This is a genomic window from Prochlorococcus marinus str. MIT 0918 (assembly GCF_027359415.1).
In the GTDB taxonomy this organism is placed as follows: domain Bacteria; phylum Cyanobacteriota; class Cyanobacteriia; order PCC-6307; family Cyanobiaceae; genus Prochlorococcus_E; species Prochlorococcus_E marinus_C.
In genome coordinates, this window is sequence record NZ_CP114780.1 from 1,298,585 (window position 1) to 1,318,170 (window position 19,586).

The 19,586-nt window shown below is 34.4% G+C and carries 13 protein-coding genes; 4 read left to right on the plus strand and 9 right to left on the minus strand.

All coding sequences use genetic code 11. The annotated features are described in order from the left end of the window. Positions 1 to 114: 114 nt before the first annotated feature. Positions 115 to 972, minus strand: a complete 858-nt coding sequence (locus tag O5636_RS07075) for an SWIM zinc finger family protein (RefSeq protein ID WP_269622110.1) — start codon at positions 970 to 972, stop codon at positions 115 to 117. A 19-nt stretch (positions 973 to 991) separates the two neighbouring features. Continuing rightward, complete coding sequence (locus tag O5636_RS07080; RefSeq protein WP_269622111.1) at positions 992 to 4,162, minus strand: DEAD/DEAH box helicase; 3,171 nt, start codon at positions 4,160 to 4,162, stop codon at positions 992 to 994. A gap of 190 nt (positions 4,163 to 4,352) precedes the next feature. Between O5636_RS07080 and alaS the strand changes: the two genes are divergently transcribed. Further along, complete coding sequence (alaS, locus tag O5636_RS07085; protein WP_269622112.1) at positions 4,353 to 7,031, plus strand: alanine--tRNA ligase; 2,679 nt, start codon at positions 4,353 to 4,355, stop codon at positions 7,029 to 7,031. A 1-nt stretch (position 7,032) separates the two neighbouring features. Here the strand turns inward: alaS and speA are convergent, their stop codons facing one another. After that, a complete protein-coding gene (speA, locus tag O5636_RS07090; RefSeq protein WP_269622113.1) occupies positions 7,033 to 8,979 on the minus strand; it encodes a biosynthetic arginine decarboxylase in 1,947 nt (648 codons plus the stop codon). A gap of 146 nt (positions 8,980 to 9,125) precedes the next feature. Between speA and ndk the strand changes: the two genes are divergently transcribed. Beyond that, entirely contained in the window at positions 9,126 to 9,581 is a 456-nt protein-coding gene (ndk, locus tag O5636_RS07095; protein WP_269622114.1) for a nucleoside-diphosphate kinase, read from the plus strand. Between the two features lie 51 nt (positions 9,582 to 9,632). Here the strand turns inward: ndk and thiO are convergent, their stop codons facing one another. After that, positions 9,633 to 10,742 carry a glycine oxidase ThiO gene (gene thiO / locus O5636_RS07100; protein WP_269622116.1) on the minus strand — a complete coding sequence of 370 codons (1,110 nt, stop codon included), beginning with the start codon at positions 10,740 to 10,742 and terminating at the stop codon, positions 9,633 to 9,635. A gap of 108 nt (positions 10,743 to 10,850) precedes the next feature. Between thiO and gatB the strand changes: the two genes are divergently transcribed. Next, positions 10,851 to 12,326: an Asp-tRNA(Asn)/Glu-tRNA(Gln) amidotransferase subunit GatB gene (gatB, locus tag O5636_RS07105; RefSeq protein ID WP_269622117.1), complete on the plus strand. Its 1,476-nt coding sequence runs from the start codon at positions 10,851 to 10,853 to the stop codon at positions 12,324 to 12,326. 8 nt (positions 12,327 to 12,334) lie between these two features. On the opposite strand, the gene coaE is transcribed toward gatB, so the two are convergent. Beyond that, positions 12,335 to 12,982, minus strand: coding sequence for a dephospho-CoA kinase (gene coaE / locus O5636_RS07110; protein ID WP_332299718.1), 648 nt, complete (start codon positions 12,980 to 12,982; stop codon positions 12,335 to 12,337). Between the two features lie 27 nt (positions 12,983 to 13,009). On the opposite strand from coaE, the gene argJ reads away from it, so the two are divergent. Then, positions 13,010 to 14,263: a bifunctional glutamate N-acetyltransferase/amino-acid acetyltransferase ArgJ gene (gene argJ, locus O5636_RS07115; RefSeq protein WP_269622118.1), complete on the plus strand. Its 1,254-nt coding sequence runs from the start codon at positions 13,010 to 13,012 to the stop codon at positions 14,261 to 14,263. A gap of 435 nt (positions 14,264 to 14,698) precedes the next feature. Here argJ and O5636_RS07120 read toward each other — a convergent pair whose 3' ends face one another. The 4 genes from O5636_RS07120 to O5636_RS07135 form a co-directional block, all read right to left on the minus strand. Next, on the minus strand, positions 14,699 to 15,751 hold the full coding sequence (locus tag O5636_RS07120; protein ID WP_269622119.1) for a hypothetical protein: 1,053 nt from the start codon (positions 15,749 to 15,751) through the stop codon (positions 14,699 to 14,701). A gap of 31 nt (positions 15,752 to 15,782) precedes the next feature. Further along, entirely contained in the window at positions 15,783 to 16,256 is a 474-nt protein-coding gene (locus tag O5636_RS07125) for a hypothetical protein (RefSeq protein WP_269622120.1), read from the minus strand. Beyond that, a complete protein-coding gene (locus tag O5636_RS07130; RefSeq protein ID WP_269622121.1) occupies positions 16,253 to 17,617 on the minus strand; it encodes an HAD hydrolase-like protein in 1,365 nt (454 codons plus the stop codon). The genes O5636_RS07125 and O5636_RS07130 overlap by 4 nt, the downstream gene beginning before the upstream one ends. 105 nt (positions 17,618 to 17,722) lie before the next feature. After that, entirely contained in the window at positions 17,723 to 19,576 is a 1,854-nt protein-coding gene (locus tag O5636_RS07135; protein ID WP_269622122.1) for an ABC transporter ATP-binding protein, read from the minus strand. Positions 19,577 to 19,586 lie beyond the last annotated feature (10 nt).

Below are 19,586 nucleotides of genomic sequence, written 5' to 3' on the forward strand. Positions count from 1 at the left end.
GATCATGTTGAACATTTTAAATGGCATATGACCTATCCGAGAGTTCTTCTAATGAATAGATACCATTGATCGCCCAGAACTTTTTACTTTTCTAGAGATTAGAATGCTTTTTATTCAATTTTGGATGGACATTGCTTTGATCATCGCTTGCTGGGCTTTTGTTTGACCATGTGAAATTAAATTTTTAATAAATGTATTGTGTGAATTAGGAAATTTTGGATTTTGTGCCAAAGGAAATTCTTCTGTTGTAAATGTTTCCAATGTTTCTTCTGTAAGAGGAGTTATAACAACTAGATCATCATCTAATGTTTCTTGATATGACCACCAAAGCTCAGGATCCCTTTTCAAACTCTTTGAATCAGAAGTCTTTTTGTTATTTCTTATATAATTATTCTGTAATTCTGTTTGATTGAGCAAACTTCTTTTTTTAATTAGATTTGATAATAAAGTATTTTTATCTCTTCCACGCAATTGAAATAGTATGAAAGGATCTTCTTTGAATTGATCTCCCATTAAATAATAAATAGCACTTATATGTTTGCAGGGATTGGCTTTATCTGGACAACTACATTCACTTTTTACTTCTTGAAGATTGAAGGGGAAGAGCCGTTTTCCTGTAGTAGCAAAGGCTTTTTCGATGTCTTTTGGCATCGTTCCAGCCAATAATAATGCTGACCATTTGGCTTTTTTAGCTAAGGCTTCTATTACATACGCCCAATCTTCATCATCAAGGATATCGAGCCAAAGCTTAACTTTGTATGGATCTTTTTCTGTCCCTTGCACTCGTGCATGAACTCTACGGCCTTCAAATCGTATTGAGGAAACATTCCCTTCTCTTGCATAGATCCAAGCACGCTCTAAACGTTTTTTAAATCGATAAGTATTGATTAGTTGCATCCATTGCTCTACCCACCATGATTGTTCTCCAAGACCTTCTTTTCCTATTGCCGTTGTTAATTTTTCGTTTTTCATAGTTTGTTAATGAGGAGCATCAAGTAGGATCTAAGGCAACTAATTGACTTAACTCATCAATACTTAGATCACTTAACCAATTCTCACTTGAGCCTACTATTTCTTCAGCTAGTTGGGCTTTTTGACTAATCATTTGATTCACTTTTTCTTCAATTGAGCCTTTAGTAATGAATTTATGGACTACAACCCTTTTGCTTTGACCAATTCGATATGCACGGTCTGTCGCTTGATTTTCAACTGCTGGATTCCACCATCGATCAATATGAAATACATGACTTGCTCTAGTTAAGTTAACCCCTACTCCTCCTGCTTTTAAGGAAAGTAAAAAAATATTGGGTCCTCTTGGATCTTCTTGAAAACGATCTATCATTTCTTGTCGACTTTTCTTAGATGTAGCCCCATAAAGAAATGGGACCTCAAAGTCTAACTTTTTCTCAAAGTATGATTTTAGCAAATTTCCCCATTCAGCAAATTGAGTAAATAATATACCTCTCTCATTAGATTCAATCACCTCATATATTATTTCTACAAGTCTTTGAAGTTTTGAGGAGCGCTCTAAAAAGTCGTCATTAATATTTTTTTCTTTCAAAAATAATGCTGGGTGATTACAAATTTGCTTGAGATGTGTAAGAAGGCCTAGTGCTTTACCTTGCCGCTGACCAATAGGGGATGAAGCTATTTCTTTTAAACTATTTTCTACAGCGTTCTTGTATAGCATTTCTTGTTCGATGGTTAAATTAATCCATTCATTTACTTCGATTTTTTTTGGTAAATCTGAGATAATAGATTCATCTGTTTTTACTCGTCTAAGAATAAATGGATTTACTTGTGCTTGTAGAGTTTTTAGAGAAGATCTATCTCCATAATGTTCAATCGGTAATTTATATCTTTGATTAAAGAACTCTTCTTCACCAAGAATTGCTGGATTTAAAAAATTCATTAGCGCCCATAGTTCACTAATACGGTTCTCTATAGGGGTGCCGGTTAGAGCAATTTTTAATGGATTACCTTTAAGAGCTTGACTCATTTCTCTAATAAGAATACTTTGTTTTCCTTTTGGATTTTTTATCGCTTGAGCTTCATCAATAACAATTCCTTGCCAGTCAATTTTGCGTAATAGATCATTATCTCTATACAGCAGACCATAACTAGTCATAAAGATATCTATATCATTGAGAGATTTTTGTAATTGCTTTATATTGGAGCATCTGTTAGGGCCATAGTGCTCTTGTAGTGATAGGCCTGGAGTAAAAGTTAAAGATTCTCTTTTCCAATTTGTAAGAATTGAAGTAGGCGTAATCAGTAATATTGGTCCCTTAAGTTTAGATTGATTTTTTAGGTATTGAATAAAAGCTAGTAATTGAACAGTTTTACCAAGTCCCATGTCATCTGCTAAACATGCGCCCTGATTAAAACGATGGAGAAATGATAGCCAGCCTAAACCCCTTTCTTGATACGGTCTTAATTGTCCATGGAATCCTTCTGGAGCAGCTAAAGGCTCGGGTGCTTCGTTATGATGGTATTGATTTAAAACTTGTTTGAGTCTAGGTCCAGCAATAAATTGGTGCACCGGAATTTTTGAAAGCGTATTTCCTGCATTTGCAGTCAGACGTAATGCCTCCTCGAGATTGAGAGTTGGTGGATTAGCCAAGAATTTTTCAACATTGTCTAAGTCGTTAGGACGTAGTTGAAACCATGTTCCTTTATGGTTAAAAAGAGTGCTGTTTTTTTGTGCAAAAATGTTTAACTTTTGCATGTTTAGTTTTATACCTCCTATCATGAGCTCCCAACTCCAATTAAGCTTTTCTCCTAATATTTTTCCTTGTGATCTATCTATTAGCTCGGCTTGAATAGCTATTCCAAGTCGACTGGCTAATCCTTTCGACAGACTTTTAGGGAGTATGATACTAATTCCTATATCTCTAAGCTTTGCGGATGAGGTTTTAATCAGTAGCAATGCCTCATCAGCAGACAGTTGCATTGAATTAGGGTTTGGAACTTCAAGGCCCCTTTCAATTGTAGGGAAAACATGTATAGCTCTACCTAGACCTTCAAGAAGTATTTCACTAGGACGTTGAATATTGATTGAACCAATTTGTATGGATTCTGAGCCTATTTTCCATATTTTTTCTGCAGAAATTTTTAGGCTTGGATCTGTTTCTGCTTGTAAGAAAAAGTTGAGGTTCCAAAGATCATCATCATTAATAGGTGCGCTTAGCTCTAGACATGTTTTTGCTGAGTTCCAAGTATTTGATATTCCCCCTTTCCAATTCGTCGATGCTTTTACTAATCGATTTGTGTCTTCATCGCTTAAATTCAAGGCCCCGTCTTTTGATCCAAGTGCCTTTTGCCACGCTATTAATAATGGATCAAGATCTTTTGTTGGTGCTTCAAAGTCTTGGCGCAGTTGTGCATCAATAATTTCTTCTAGAAGATTGTATAGCTCAATCCGATTATTACTTTGGCGAATTGATGCCAGGGGATTCAGTTGTGATATGTAATTCGAATTTGCAGGTTTATCAGATTTGCTTCTTAGTTGTGTAACTTCTAACCATTGAGTTCCACAAGTTGTGATTAATGGCATTCTTTTTAGAAACTCTTCCAATCGTCTTCTTTCTGTTTCTTGATTGAGTAATGGAACCCAGCGAGCTCTATAGGAGGAAGATTGAGTTTGATGTAATTCCACTTTGGGTAGCCATAAACCGCGTGCAATAAGACTTAAGGACCAGCGGTTTATATGAGTCCACCAAAGGATTTCATCACTAATTTCGAAATCATTATTTGATAAAGGTAAGTTTGACAGCCATGTTGATGCTTCTAATGGGGAGAGAGCTAATCCATCTATTTTCCATGGCCATGATTCGTACTCTGTTGAGATTGTTTCTCCAGCTTGTATTGGTAAAAAAGCGTCTTGTTGGCCATAGTTTTTACCTTTTTTTTCTTTTATTAACTTGCTGGGTAGAGTCAAAGATGCTTTTCTGTCTAATATTTCATTAGGCAATAATTTTTTCTGATTCAGCCAAGCTCTTAATTGTTGTGAAGAAAGAGTAAATGGATGGTCAGAAGGTTCAATAGTTGGTTTTACTGGTGTTACTGAACGCCATGTATCTGCCCACAGGAATAGAACTGGTTTGTTTTTATCTGAGGAACCTGTCGAGATGGTTAACCATGTAGCATGTAGCAAGCTCATAAGAGGGATATATTAAACATCAATTGTTTTCTTCTTTCTTTTTAGCAAGGAATAACAATAATGATTTTGAGAAATGTCTCAGCTCAATAATGACAGTTAATTGGTTAGATTCTATGAGAAGCAAATTTTTTGTTTGTTTTTTGAATTTGTATCATGCTTCGCATGATTTCCCCAAACCCTTAAATTTGTTATGGCGGTTGAACGAGTGTCGTCAAATTATCAAATGAAATCTCTTACAGGAGAAGAGATAAGAGCAGCATTTTTAAATTTTTATGAGAAGCGTGCGCATAAAGTTTTGCCTAGTGCTTCTTTAGTTCCTGATGACCCCACAGTTTTGCTAACCATCGCTGGGATGCTTCCTTTCAAACCTGTTTTTCTTGGCCATGTAGATAGACCATCGAAGAGAGCAACTACTAGTCAAAAATGTATTAGAACAAATGACATAGATAATGTTGGCAAAACAGCAAGGCATCATACTTTTTTTGAGATGTTAGGAAACTTCTCCTTTGGTGATTATTTTAAAAAGGAAGCAATCCAATGGGCTTGGGAGCTCAGTACTCAAGTTTTTGGCTTAGACCCAAAAAATTTAGTGGTTAGTGTATTTCGTGAAGATACTGAAGCCGAAGAGATATGGAGGGATGAAGTTGGGGTAGACCCTAGCCGTATTATTCGAATGGATGAGTCAGATAATTTTTGGTCCTCAGGCCCAACTGGTCCGTGTGGACCATGTTCTGAACTTTATTATGATTTTCACCCTGAACTTGGTGATCTGAACATTGATTTGGAAGATGATAATCGATTTATAGAATTCTATAATTTGGTTTTCATGCAATACAACCGTAATGCAGATGGAGGTTTAACACCTTTAGCTAATTGCAATATTGACACAGGTATGGGACTGGAGAGAATGGCGCAAATATTACAGGGTGTTCCTAACAATTATGAAACAGATCTCATATTCCCTCTTTTGGAAAAAGTTGCCTCATTGATTGAGGTGGATTATCAGGCGTTGGAAGAAAAAAAGAAAATATCTCTGAAGATTATAGGGGACCATACTCGAGCATGTGTTCAATTGATCAGTGATGGTGTTTCTGCTAGTAATTTGGGTCGAGGCTATGTATTAAGAAGACTATTAAGACGTGTTGTGAGGCATGGCCGCTTGCTTGGAATTAACAAGCCTTTTTTGATTGACATTGCTGAAGTAGCCATTGAACTTGTAAAGGCTTCCTACCCTCAAGTTCTTGAAAGGCAAGAATATATTTTAAAAGAGCTTCAAAGAGAAGAAGTTCGCTTTCTTGAGACCCTAGAAAGAGGAGAGAAATTATTAAATGATTTGTTGGCTTCTAAACCAAAACAAATATCCGGGGAGCAGGCATTTGAGTTATATGATACATATGGCTTTCCTGTTGAATTAACTGAAGAGATTGCAGATGAACACTCGTTAAAAGTTGATTTGAAGGGTTTTCAAAATGCTATGAATCAACAGCGTCAAAGAGCTAAAGATGCTGTTAATACTATTGATTTAACGCTGCAGGATGCTATTGAGAAAGTGGTTGATGAAATAGGTGAAACAAGCTTTTGTGGATATAATAAATTAGATCAACAAGGTAAGATTAAAGCGATAGTTGTAAATGGAGTGTCTGCAAGTAAATGTAATGTTGGGGATAAAATTGATTTGGTTCTTGATGCTACTCCTTTTTATGGAGAAGGTGGTGGCCAAATAGGAGATGCAGGAATTATTACAGGCATAACATCAGATAGTTTAGATACTATTGTCGAAGTCGATAATGTACGTCGAATAAAAGGAGCTTTTGTTCATTCAGGAGTTGTTCAGTCTGGAAAATTACATTTAGGCGATGTTGTGGAAGCCAAGGTTAACAGGTTTAACCGCAAGTGTGCCCAATCAAACCATACTGCTACACATTTATTACAGGCTGCTTTAAAGCAGATTGTTGATTCAGAAATTAGTCAAGCAGGATCTTTAGTAGGTGTAAATAGATTACGCTTTGATTTTCATGCATCTGAACCGGTTTCATCTACTCAATTAGAGCAAGTAGAAAATTTAATTAATTCTTGGATCACAGAGGCCCATTCATTGATAGTTAGTGAAATGAAGATAGATGAAGCAAAGTCTGCTGGTGCAGTTGCGATGTTTGGAGAAAAATACGGAGAAACAGTACGAGTTGTTGATGTTCCAGGAGTCTCAATGGAACTCTGTGGCGGTACTCATGTTGCTAATACAGCTGAAATAGGTGTTTTTAAAATAATTAGTGAATCTGGTATTGCTTCAGGTATTCGCAGAATAGAAGCTATTGCCGGACAGGGAGTATTAAATTATTTAAATGAAAGAGAGTCTGTGGTAAAAAGGCTAACAAGCCTATTTAAGGCTCAATCTAATGAAGTTGTTGATCGTGTAATTGCTTTACAAACTGAAGTGAAAGCTTTAAATAAATTACTTATCAAAGCTCAAAATGATGTTATTGCTTCTAGAGCTTTAACATTAGTTGATCAAGTTATTTCGATTAGAAATAGTCAATATTTAATTAAACGTCTAGATGGTATGAAAGGTGATTCATTGCAATCGATGGCAACTCGTTTATTAGATCACTTAGGGAGCCAATCAGCTATATTGTTGGGAGGTACACCTGACCCGAAAGATAGTAAGAAAGTAATTTTAGTAGCTGCTTTTGGAAAAGATCTTATTGAAAAAGGATTACATGCTGGAAAGTTTCTTGCCCCAATAGCGAAGCTGTGTGGAGGAGGAGGAGGAGGTCGCCCTGATTTAGCTCAAGCTGGTGGACGAGATGCTAAGACATTAGATTCTGCTTTGGAATTCGCAAATAAGAAGTTAATTGAATTATTGAGTTAATCTATTCTTGGAGGTAAGTACTTTTTCTGAGACTAGTTTCTATATGCTCTATTAGATTTTGAGCATCTTTTATTTTTAGGTTTCCTTTTTGAATACCTATTTCACTAGCCATTCTTAATCTCTCTAGTAATTGTTCAGAGTCATGCTCCATTGCAAGTAGCACATCGCTTTTAGTATTTCCTCGAACTACATGGTCAAGTTTATATTTTCCATTATTAATGAGACGTATATTGACTGCATTTATACTTCCAAATAAATTGTGGAGGTTGCCCATTACTTCTTGATAAGCTCCACTAAGGAACATGCCTATTAAGTAATCGTCATTTGGGTGTAAAGTATGTAATTCAAGTAATGGTTTAACCTTTCCATTGTGAATAAATTGTGCGAGTTTACCATCTGAGTCGCATGTAAGATCAGCAAAATGTCCTAACTGACTGGGCTTTTCATCAAGACGGTGAATAGGCATAATTGGAAATAGTTGATTGATAGCCCATGTATCTGGAGCAGAACGAAAGATAGAAATGTTGGCGTAATAAGTTTCAGATAGTTCTGCATTGAGTACTTGTACTTCTTCAGGTATTATCGGATGATTAGTTAATAGATTTGCAAGTTTTTTTGCGCATGATTTTGTGAGTTGTTCAGCTATAGCACGTTCTGTCAGATCTATGAAGCCAAGTCGAAAAGCAGCCAGAGCATCTTCTTTGAATTTAACTGCATCATTCCATGATTCTTGAAGTTTTGATGTTTCTATTGAATTATTTTTACTATAGTCTTCGATACCTTTTAGTGTTGTTCTGAGATTTTTAACAGACAAGCATTCATTATTTGTTTTAGTTGGAATTTCTTCTTCTACAGAACTGGTTCCTAAAATATTAAAGATAAGGATTGAAAAATGGCTACACAGAGCACGTCCACTTTCACTAATTAATGTAGGAACTTTAATTTTGTTGCTGTGACAGCATTCTTGAATAGTTGCGACAACGTCATTTGCATAATTTTGTAATGAGTAATTAGTTGAAGCAGGCGTAGCAGTACGACTTCCATCATAGTCGACTCCTAAACCTCCTCCTACGTCTAGTTGCCCCATAGGAGCACCTAGTCGATGTAATTCCACATAAATTTGACTTGCTTCCTGTAAAGCATTTTTTAATACACCTATATCATTTATTTGACTTCCTATATGAAAATGGAGAAGAGATAATTCTTCTAGGAGCCCTGCAGATTTTAATTGTTTGACTGCTCGCAAGATTTCTGGTATTGATAATCCAAATTTTGCTTTTTCCCCTATTGAATCTCCCCACCGACCACTACTTTGACTTGACAGTTTGGCTCTAATACCAATAAGAGGAGCTGCCCCTAGTTTTTTGCTTGATTTAATAATACGTTCTACTTCATCTGATTGCTCAATAACGACGACTGGTTGCCTACCTAGTTTACGTGCAAGAATAGCCGTTTCGATATATTGCATGTCTTTATAGCCATTACAAATAAGAAATGCTTCTGGGTCATTAATAAGAGATAAAGCAATAAGAAGTTCAGCTTTACTCCCTGCTTCCAAACCAAAGTGCCATTTTTGTCCAATGGATACTATCTCTTCTACAACATGACGTTGTTGATTACATTTAATCGGGAATACGCCTTTATATTTGTTGTCATAGCCATAGTTATTAATGGCATTTTCAAATGCTTGATGTAGGTGTCTCATTCTGTCTTCAAGAATATCGTCAAAACGGATTAATAATGGAGGTTTTAAATTGCGACCTTTTAATTCATCTAAAAAAACTTTTAGGTCCAGTTTGATGCCTTCTTTGCCATGAGGACTGACGTCAATATTTCCAGAGTGGTTGATAGAGAAGTAGCGTTCTCCCCAGCGATCTATTCCATACAAGGAGATGCTGTTTTGAACAGACCATGCTTTTTCTTCATGTTTAATTTTGGATTTAGTCAAGTTCTCAAAAGAAGAAAGAATACAATCTAGAGATTTCTGATTTTATAGTTCAATCTTAGGCAAGTTTTGTTTAATCCTATTGTTTTACTTGCCAAGAGGGTACTTTGCAGAAGACGATATCTCCATGATTTGTTTATTTTGCTTTTATGAGTGCTGAAAGAACTTTCCTTGCGATCAAGCCTGATGGTGTCCAAAGAGGTTTGGTTGGTGAGATTTTGGGGAGATTTGAACGTAAGGGGTTTAAGTTAGTTGCCCTTAAGCAGTTAATACCAAGTAGAGAATTGGCTGAACAACATTATGGCGTACATAAGGAAAGACCTTTCTTTCGAGGTTTGGTTGATTTCATAACCAGTGGTCCTGTTGTTGCAATGGTATGGGAAGGCGAAGGTGTTATTGCAAGTGCAAGGAAGTTAATAGGATCAACAAAGCCTCTTGAGGCAGAACCAGGGACGATTAGAGGGGATTTGGCTGTCAATATTGGCCGTAATGTAATCCATGGATCTGATGGCCATGAAACAGCTTCATTCGAGATTGGTTTATGGTTTGACATTGCTGAATTAAACGATTGGTCTCTTTCAGATAATGCTTGGCGAATAGAATAAGACGAAATTTTTTACAGGTTAGAAAAAACTTTGATTATGTATTTGGGTTGATTAGAGAGTAAAACGTTGCCAGTTAAAGACTTTCAGAAAATTACTTTCTTGTTTTGTCAAAACTTCTTGGTTAATTTCTTTTGCTAATAAATCACTTGTAATAGCAGCTAATAACACTCCGTTTCGGTGATGACCTGTTGCTAGCCAGAGTCCTTTTATTGAAGAACCACCAAGGATTGGCGATTCGTCAGGAGTACAAGGCCTAAACCCCCACCATCGCTCCATATGTGGCCATTGACTTGCCATAGGGAGTAATGAATTTAACCCTGCTTGCAAGTCTGATTGTCCTTTAGGTGTTAACCCTTCATTAAAACCCGCACTTTTTTCACTTGTTGCGCCAACCACTATGAGTCCATCTTCTCTTGGAACTAAATAAATGCCTGGTCCAAATAGAATGCTTTTAAGAGAATCTTTAGGACCTTGAATTGAAAACATTTGACCTTTGACTGGATAAATAGGTAGTTCATTCAATAGATAATTACTCCAAGCCCCACAACATAAAATTGCTTGATGGGAAACGATTCTTTTTGTTTTACCTTCTGCTGTTTGAATATTCACACCTTCAAAAACATCTTTTTGCTTAATAATATTCAAAACCTCAATGCCTTCTTGAAAGTGGACTCCTAACTCAACACATGCTTTTTCTAAAGCTCGCATTAATCTTCTTCGGTTATCTATTTGTCCATCTTGTTTGAAAAGTAATCCTGCTTGCCATTGAGATGCTATTCCTGGGATTTTTTTTTGTAATTCATTTTGGTTTAGTTTTTGTCCTAGATCAGCTGTTGGATATAAATCTCGATCTTGATTATTGATAAAAGGAACAATTACTCCACATTCTCTTAAACCACATGAAATGCCACTATCTTCTTCTATGGTTTTCACCCAATTAGGAATTTTGGTAAGACTAGCTTGACCAAGTTTGAGAAGAGTTCCTTTGAGTCCTTCTGCATGTGGAGCAAGCATTCCTGCTGCTACAAAGCCAGCAGCTTCATTTCTTCTTCTACTTAATACTTCTACAGAGTGACCTTTTCTGGCTAGTGAATGAGCTAATGATAAACCAATTAAACCTCCGCCAAGGATTAGTAAGGGATTAGAGCTTGTTTGAGCCATTACTTTGGCTTTCCTTTTTTTAAGTTTGAGTTTTTTGCTCAGGATGTCTATTCAACTAGAGCATTTTTTCCATAAGATGAAAATACATTATGATTTTTTATATACGCAATGACTACAGTGCAAGCTGATTGGGAACCAGTTATTGGATTAGAAACACATGTTCAATTAGGGACAAATAGCAAAATATTTACTGCAGCCTCGACAAATTTTGGTGATGAGCCGAATACACATATTGATCCTGTGGTATGTGGTCTGCCAGGAACACTTCCAGTTTTAAATAAAAAAGTTCTTGAATATGCTGTGAAGGCGGCTATGGCTTTAAATTTAAAAATAGCTAAACATTCGAAATTTGATAGAAAACAATACTTTTACCCTGATCTTCCAAAAAATTATCAAATTTCACAATTCGATGAACCAATAGCAGAGGATGGCTGGATAGAAGTAGAAGTAGCAGAAAAGGGGAAGGAAACTTATTTAAAGAAGATAGGAATTGAAAGATTACATATGGAAGAAGATGCTGGGAAATTAGTTCATGGAGGCAGTGACCGTTTAGCAGGTTCTAAATATTCTTTAGTTGATTACAATCGAGCTGGCGTTGCATTAGCTGAAATTGTTAGCAAGCCAGATTTACGCTCTGGCCGTGAAGCATCAGAGTATGCTTCTGAGATACGAAGGATAGTCCGATACTTAGGAGTATCGGATGGAAATATGCAGGAAGGTTCATTGAGGTGTGATGTCAATATTTCTGTTAGACGAGGACCTAATGCACCATTTGGGACAAAAGTTGAAATTAAAAATATGAATTCTTTTTCAGCTATTCAAAAAGCGTGTGAATACGAGATTAAACGTCAAATCGAGCTCTATGAAAGAGGAGGAACTGTATATCAAGAAACAAGATTGTGGGATGAGAGCAAGCAACTGACCAAAAGCATGCGATCTAAGGAAGGGAGTAGTGATTATAGATATTTCCCTGATCCTGATTTGGGACCAATTGAAGTAAGTGTTGAACTTAAGGAAAGATGGAGAGATGAGTTGCCAGAATTGCCTTCTGCCAAGCGTCATAGGTATGCAGAAGACTTTGGCCTGTCTATGTATGATTCACGTGTTTTAACTGATGATCATCAGATGGCTCGATATTTTGAAATTGTTGTTTCTGCAGGTTCTGATAGTAAGCAAGCTGCTAATTGGATTACAGGGGACATAGCAGCTTATGTAAAGGCAAACAAAATATGTTTTGATGATTTAATTTTTACTCCGAATGAATTAGCCGAAATGATTAAATTAATTGATGAGGGGAAAATAAGTGGAAAAATAGCCAAAGAAATCTTACCCGAACTACTTGCAAATGGAGGGTCCCCAAAAGTCTTGGTTGATGAGAAAGGGTTAGGAATGATTAGCGATCCAGCAATTTTGCAAGAAATAATTGATGAATTGTTAACTAAGCATCCAAAAGAGGTTGATTCTTATAGAGCAGGTAAAACAAAACTCCAAGGGTTTTTCGTTGGTCAGTTAATGAAGAAAACTAGTGGTAAGGCTGATCCCAAGTTGGCTAATCAAATTTTGAAAAAGAAATTAAACGGTTAAATATTTCATTACAGTAATTCTTCGGTTTTTTTATATAAGGAATCCATCGTACCATGATTATTTATAATTTTATCAGCTAGATTTTTTTTATAGTCTAAAGAAAATTGCGATTCAATTCTTTCTTTTGCTTGATTATAGGTAAGGTTATTCCTTTTAATTAAACGAGTATATTGTTCTTGAAGAGTACAGTATACAACCCATATTTCACTACATAAATATGTGAGATTTGCTTCAAAAAGTAATGGTATAATCAATGCAATAGTTTGATAACTTTTGTGTTTTGTTAGTTCTTTTTTAATTTTCTCTTCGACAAGAGGGTGTAATAAATTTTCAAGCCAGATTCTTTCCTTCTTATTAGAAAAAATAATTTTACCAAGCTCTAATCTATTAATTACCTGTAAACCATTTTCTTTTTGAATTACTAGATTACCATATCTGTTGATCACTTTTTGGGTTGGATAACTTCCTGAACCTAAAAGTTCTTTTGAGTAAAGATCTGCATCTAAAATAGGTATATTTTTAGAATTAACTAAAAATTTTGCAACAGTACTTTTACCACTAGCAATACCGCCAGTTATCCCAATACGACGTTGAACTCCATTCCAACGTTTTGAAGCTGATAGCTTGGAAACTTTTTCAAAATAGCGCAGGATAATAAAGAGCTTACTTTCTCAGAGATCAACTTGAGTCTTTTTCAATCATCTAAATGGTCTTTGATACCTGGGGGTGGCGGAATAACAGCGCCTTCTGGTTATAAGGCTGCTGGTATTAAGGCAGGACTTAAATCTTCTGAGAAGTTGGATTTGGCTTTAATACTTGCACCTCCAGATGCTTTATGTGCAGGTGCTTTTACAAAATCATTAGTCCGAGCAAAATGTATTGATGTTTGTATAGAACGTTTATCTCAGGAGAATGGCAAAGTTAGAGCAATTCTTATTAATTCAGGTCAGGCAAATGCTTGTACAGGAAGTCGAGGATTAGAAGATAGCTTAATTGCTACAAAGGGTGTTGCAGACAGATTAGGGGTTTCTGTAAATGAGGTGTTGATTTGTTCCACAGGAGTTATAGGGCAACCAATTCCTATCAATAATCTTTTGAATGGTTTAGACCCTCTTGTTAATGCTTTAAATAAAACAGGTGGTGCAGATGCTGCAAAGGCAATTTTAACTACTGATTTATCAACTAAAGAGATTGCTATTGAAGCTTTTCTTGGGGGTAAATGTGTGCGTATTGGAGGCATGGCAAAAGGCTCAGGTATGATTCACCCTGACATGGCAACAATGCTTGGTTTTTTGACATGTGATATTGCAATTCCAAAAGTTGATTGGGATTCCATGATTAAGCGAGTAGTCGATGATTCATTTAATTTAATTACTGTCGATGGCGATACAAGTACAAATGATTCTGTTTTGGCTTTTTCAGGAGGTGCACCTCTTGATAAACAATATTTTGAAGAAATCGAAATAGGTTTGAAACTAGTATCTACTTACCTTGCTAAGTCAATTGTAAGAGATGGTGAGGGTGCAAATTGTGTAATTGAAGTAAAGGTTGAAGGAGCAAAAAACAAGTTTGATGCTGGCCTTATTGCTCGTACGATATGTAGTTCTTCCTTAGTAAAAACAGCAGTTCATGGGTGTGATCCAAATTGGGGACGTATAATTGCAGCAGCAGGAAGATCAGGGGTTCCTTTTCAACTTGACAATACTTCTCTTTGGATAGGACCTTTTCAATTAATGGGTATGGGATTACCTTTGGAATTTAACTCAGTTCTTATTAGGAATTATATGAGAACTAAAATAAAAGGAAAAAATGTTAAATTAGAGGACAAAACTGTGCCTATTAAATTAGTAATAGGAGAAGGTAGTCAGCAAGCAATTGCTTGGGGATGTGATTTGTCAGATGAGTATATTCGTATTAATGCCGACTATACTACGTAACCTAAGATAGACTGCACTGGAAGGGATTTAAGAGTGCAATTGTTTTAGTATACAACTTTTATACCGGTAGTAACTCCACGACTGGATTTTCAGCGACTGAAATCACGATATACCACCAATATACCGATAATTAACTTCTTGATATACATTGCTATCACTGGGTTTTGCTGCCTGTATCAACATCAATGCCGATTGTACTACTTAGCTAATAATCTAAGTTTTAATAATATATTTTATTCGATAGGTTTACTTTGTAAGGATCAACATAACATATTTTAAGTCATATTTTTGAAATTTTGTAGGTTCCCAGCTGCTCTTTAGAGACTTGCAGTGTTCTTGATGCACCAATCTTATATTTGCAAGAAGCCATTCCAATCAAGGAAATATGCAGACATGTTTAATTACTACAGAAGATCTTTTGATAGCATCGATTTATTAAGAATCTTGAGCATTGAAAGGTCTTTTTGTTATTTCTTCGTCTAGTTCTAATTTGAAATTTTTTAACAGGAGCCAATCACTATTAGTTATTTCTTTGAAAAGTATATTTTTATTGTAGTTCTTCCACCGCTCTTCTAAATGTGAATATTTAGGCCAGAAGAAATCTAATGCACTACTATCTATAATTATAAATCTTTCACGTAATATTTTCCAGTAATCATCTAATCTCCAAGTTATTTGATGCCCATTTCTTTTTAAGAATTCTGTCATAAAGTAACATTCATATATTCTTTGCTCTGACCATTCTTTTTGCGTTTGAATTTCTAAATCCATTTCTTTAAATATTCTCTTGTCATAATCAGAATCCCAATAATTATGAACATCATTTGACAATCCAAATAAAAACATATCACTTAGACCATATATACGATATAAAAAAGTATTAAAACTTAGTCCTATTAGCCTTTTAATCTGTAAATCTTTTTCATTATTATCATTTGAATAATCATCAAATAATGCATGTATTTCTTTTAAATATTTTAAAACATTATATGAATAAAATCTCTGGTCTGTTCTTGTGGTTAGTGTATATTTGATATTATGCTTTATAATATTTACCATTCCATTTTTATTCCCAATAATTTGTAAGTTCATATTTCCAAAACCAGTAGATGGCTTACGATATTGTGAAGATATGATATTGATATTTATTTTTTTTAAACTCTGCAAATTGTTTTGCAAACAGTGATCCCATGTTGAAAGATATATAGGTGCTTCTGGATAAATACTCCTATAATATTTTAGTGTATTTATTGTGAAATCATCCTCTTCTACAATAGGTCCTCTCATTAAAATTGCTACATCGTTTGTTTTGTCGTTTATAGATGATTTGTTTATGTGAGGCTTTGCAATTCGATATCTTTCTGTTATATATAAACCCTTAGAATTCAACCTCTGTTTCATCCATTTAATAATATAAATTAATTGTTGTTTTCTAGAATTGTTCAGTGGAACATTGATTATTCTCTTTAAAATTTTATTTATAGTCATATCTATTTAAATACTGTAAATTCCTTATATATTACCTAATTATATTAGGGTAATCAGTACAGCAACCTGCAATATTAGAGTATGAATTATAAAAACTCATTAGCTTTTCACTTCCTATTATCATTTCTGGGAGAACATAAATGCATCTTGTTGAGATAGCTGATCCCGGATATGACCATATATAACCTTTACTTGTAAGTGTATAAGAATCTTTTTGATGCCAGAAATAATTTATTTCTTGACTAAGAATCTTATCAGCAGAAAACATATTTAAAACTTCTATATTTTTACAATGAACCCATAAGTTATCCTTTAAACTTAATAATTTTTCTTTGCTTATCTTATTTAAAGGTTCATCATGACCTAGAAATAATTGATCATCAATGAGTCTAAGATCTATCTCTACATCATATCCAAATGATATACACTTATCTATTTGAATTAACGTATTTTCAGTATTTTTATTAGAGCCGTTAATATTTGCTCTATGAGCTATGATTTTCATGTAATACCTTCTTCTAAGAAGACTTTTAAATCTTCTGGAGTGCCTATTCCCCACATTTTATCAACCTCAAAAATTTTTACATTTAATCCATCTTCAATAGCTTCATTAAATACAGGACAGACATAGAATTCATTATTAGTTCTAATATTTTTTTGAATCATTTTTTCAGCATATTTCACATAATCAGAACCCCTTTTCCAATAATAAATACCTACTGTTGCATTTTTACTTATTGGCTTCTTCTCTGCTACTTCTTTGACTAGGCCATCATCGTTGACTCTTGCATATGACCACTTAGGGTGAGTAGCTTTAAATGTAAGGATCCCTGCATCTATAGATGGATCAGAGAAGTAATACATACACTCTTGAGAATCCCATTCAATATATTGATCACTATTAGCTATTAATAATGGATTTTCATTGTTAATTAAGTCCTTTGCTAATAATGTGGTACATGCAGCGCCTTCTGTTTTTTCTTTAACTTGTACTATATTACAACCTGGTGATATCAACTCCATAAGATAATTCAGGTTATATTTTTTATAATGATCTTCTTTTACTATGTATGTAAATTGACCATTTATAGCTAAATTTTCTGTGACTATTTGAATCATAGGTTTGTTATTTACTTCTATTAATGGTTTCGGAAATGTATATCCAGCATTGGAAAATCTTGATCCTTCCCCAGCCATAGGGATTAATATATTCAATTTTGGATCTATCCATGGTAAAGATGGAATTGAGTCTAATAAGTTAAATGCTGTTTTAACCAATTCTAAATTCAGCTTCTTTCTACTTTCTACAGGAATTAAATGTGATTTACTTTTTTTTGCAGCTTGTCTGCCCACATGGCTGTCTTCAAAGATTACAGTAGAAGAAGGAATCGAATTGCATGCAACCATACATTTCCAATAACATTCAGGAAATGGTTTCTTTCTATAAACATCTTCACTACTCACAATATAATCAATATGTTCAATGATACCTATTCTTAACAGTGCTATTTGCACTGATTTGCGAATGCAATTACTAGCAACGGCAATTTTAATACCCCTATTTTTTATATTAACGCATAATTCTTTAAGGAGGTTATCTTCTTTGAGCATTGAGAATTCGTTAAATGTATACTCTTGCTTTTCTTCAAATATCTTTTGATGAGAGTCTATGGGCAAATTAATAGTTGAGCTTAATATTGCCAGCTTTTCCATCGTAGGAAGACCATCAAACTTTTTAATATGTGACTCTCTATCAATAACATATTTTTGATCTATATCTGATAAGGCTTTATTTAGAGAATTATAATGAATATCCTTACTATCTATAAGTACACCGTCTAGATCAAATATAATTAGATTGTTCAATGGTTTTACAACAACTTTTTATATACTAGCTAATAGGATGGAAATAGTAAATTCCTTCTGATGCCATATCAACTTTCTATGGATTTTTTTATTATTTCGGGATTATTAGACTAAATAATTCTCTTCTTTACTGGATTGGCTAGAGTTTTTAACTGGTTTTGTTAATTCCCTAAATGTTTCAGAAATATTGATTAGTTGATCAAACTTACCAGAGGCTTTTATTCTACCTTTCTCAAATTCACATATTGAATCACATTTCATTACAGTAGAAATTCTATGGGCAATAATTATTATTGTACATCTTCTACCAATTAATTCTATAGCTTCCATTACTTTACTTTCGGTTTGATTATCTAGTGCGCTTGTTGCTTCATCTAAAATAAGGAAACTTGATTTTCTATAAAGTGCTCTAGCTAAAGCAATCCTTTGTCGTTGTCCTCCTGATAATTTTATGCCATTTTCACCTATTTTTGTATATAAGCCCATTGGTAAATCTGCTATAAACTCTTCTAATTGAGCAGCTTGTAAAGAATCCCAAACTAGACTTTCGTCTATTTTAGATTTAGGTTGACCAAAAGCTATATTTTCTATGACATTAGTGTTTAGTAAATTAAATGATTGTGATACATAAGAACAGCATGCTTGCCATGCTGGAACTTCATTATCAGTAAGATCTATTCCATCTAATTGAAGACTACCTAAAGTTGGACGGATTAAACATAAAAGTTGATTAGCGGTAGTTGTTTTACCACTTCCTGTTTTGCCGACAAAAGCAATTCTGCTACCTACAGGAATTGTTAAATTAATTCCATCTAGAACATATTTATCACTAAAAGGATATTTATACTTTATATTATTTAATTTGATATTCTCTCTAGGATTAATACCTTTAACTGATGGAACTCCTGGTGAATATATTGTTAATTTATTATTAGGAAGCTCTATTATTTTAAGTGTTTCTTCAAGATCTGGCAAAGATGATCTTAATAAAGTTAATGCTCTAAAAGTATCTTGAAGAGGGGGGGTAAGCTTTAAAGAAGCAACAGCAATAGTTGCTACAAAAGGAACAATCTCTACAAAAGAAGTAGCTTGTTGATTGGTAATAAGTGGTATCAAACCTATACAGAAAATTAATGTTATTCCAAATGGTTCTACCAAAGCCCTTGGGAATTCTGGGAGTACCTCAGCTTTCCAAATAGGAGAATATGCTTTTTTGCCAGAATCATTATATTTTTTCTGAAAAAATGATTCAGATCCTGTTAGTTGAACATCAACAATTGTTTTTAAGGATTCATTCAGAATACTATTAGTTTCTTTTTCAAGTTCTATTCTTCTTCGTGTAGCGAATCTTACATATGGAGTAACTATTCCAGAAATCAATACGTAAAATGCTATTAACCCTATAATTAAATATATTGCTACTGCTCTTTCTATTGCAACAATAGCTATACATATAAATGAAACAACAAAAATACCACAAGTTAAAGCTAATAAAGGGTTAACCATTCTTTCAGATACTCTAACAATATTCAGTAGAACTTTACTTGTAATATCAGAGTTATTTTTCCCTATAAAGAATTCATAGGGTTGAGATAATATTTTTTTCAAAGCTAGTTCAGATAGATCTCTCCAAATTGAAACTCTTAATCTCTCTTGTGCTGCACGAAGAGTTAGTTTTAAAAAAGATGCTATCCAATTCATTGAGATATATAAAACGACCAGACCTATAATTCTTAATCTATGGTCATCAGGTACAAATATCGAAATAGGTAAGGATGGTCTATTTTCACCACCAACTACAACTGTAAACAACCTTGAAACTAATCCAACTACAAATACATCAGCCAATCCAGTTAGGACAGCAATTGGCAAGATGAAAAAGAGTGATCGCTTCCTTTTTTTTGGTAATGCCTGATAGAGACGTCCCAGCAGTTCAATTGTCTTGCTTTTCTTAGCCATACTTAAAATT

Bases quoted from the DNA above. Each gene is read 5' to 3' on its own strand.
- O5636_RS07075 (WP_269622110.1), bottom strand. From the start codon at position 972: ATGAAAAACGAAAAATTAACAACGGCAATAGGAAAAGAAGGTCTTGGA.
- O5636_RS07135 (WP_269622122.1), bottom strand. From the start codon at position 19,576: ATGGCTAAGAAAAGCAAGACAATTGAACTGCTGGGACGTCTCTATCAG.
- alaS (WP_269622112.1), top strand. From the start codon at position 4,353: ATGGCGGTTGAACGAGTGTCGTCAAATTATCAAATGAAATCTCTTACA.
- O5636_RS07080 (WP_269622111.1), bottom strand. From the start codon at position 4,162: ATGAGCTTGCTACATGCTACATGGTTAACCATCTCGACAGGTTCCTCA.
- O5636_RS07120 (WP_269622119.1), bottom strand. From the start codon at position 15,751: ATGACTATAAATAAAATTTTAAAGAGAATAATCAATGTTCCACTGAAC.
- thiO (WP_269622116.1), bottom strand. From the start codon at position 10,742: ATGGCTCAAACAAGCTCTAATCCCTTACTAATCCTTGGCGGAGGTTTA.
- ndk (WP_269622114.1), top strand. From the start codon at position 9,126: ATGAGTGCTGAAAGAACTTTCCTTGCGATCAAGCCTGATGGTGTCCAA.
- gatB (WP_269622117.1), top strand. From the start codon at position 10,851: ATGACTACAGTGCAAGCTGATTGGGAACCAGTTATTGGATTAGAAACA.
- O5636_RS07125 (WP_269622120.1), bottom strand. From the start codon at position 16,256: ATGAAAATCATAGCTCATAGAGCAAATATTAACGGCTCTAATAAAAAT.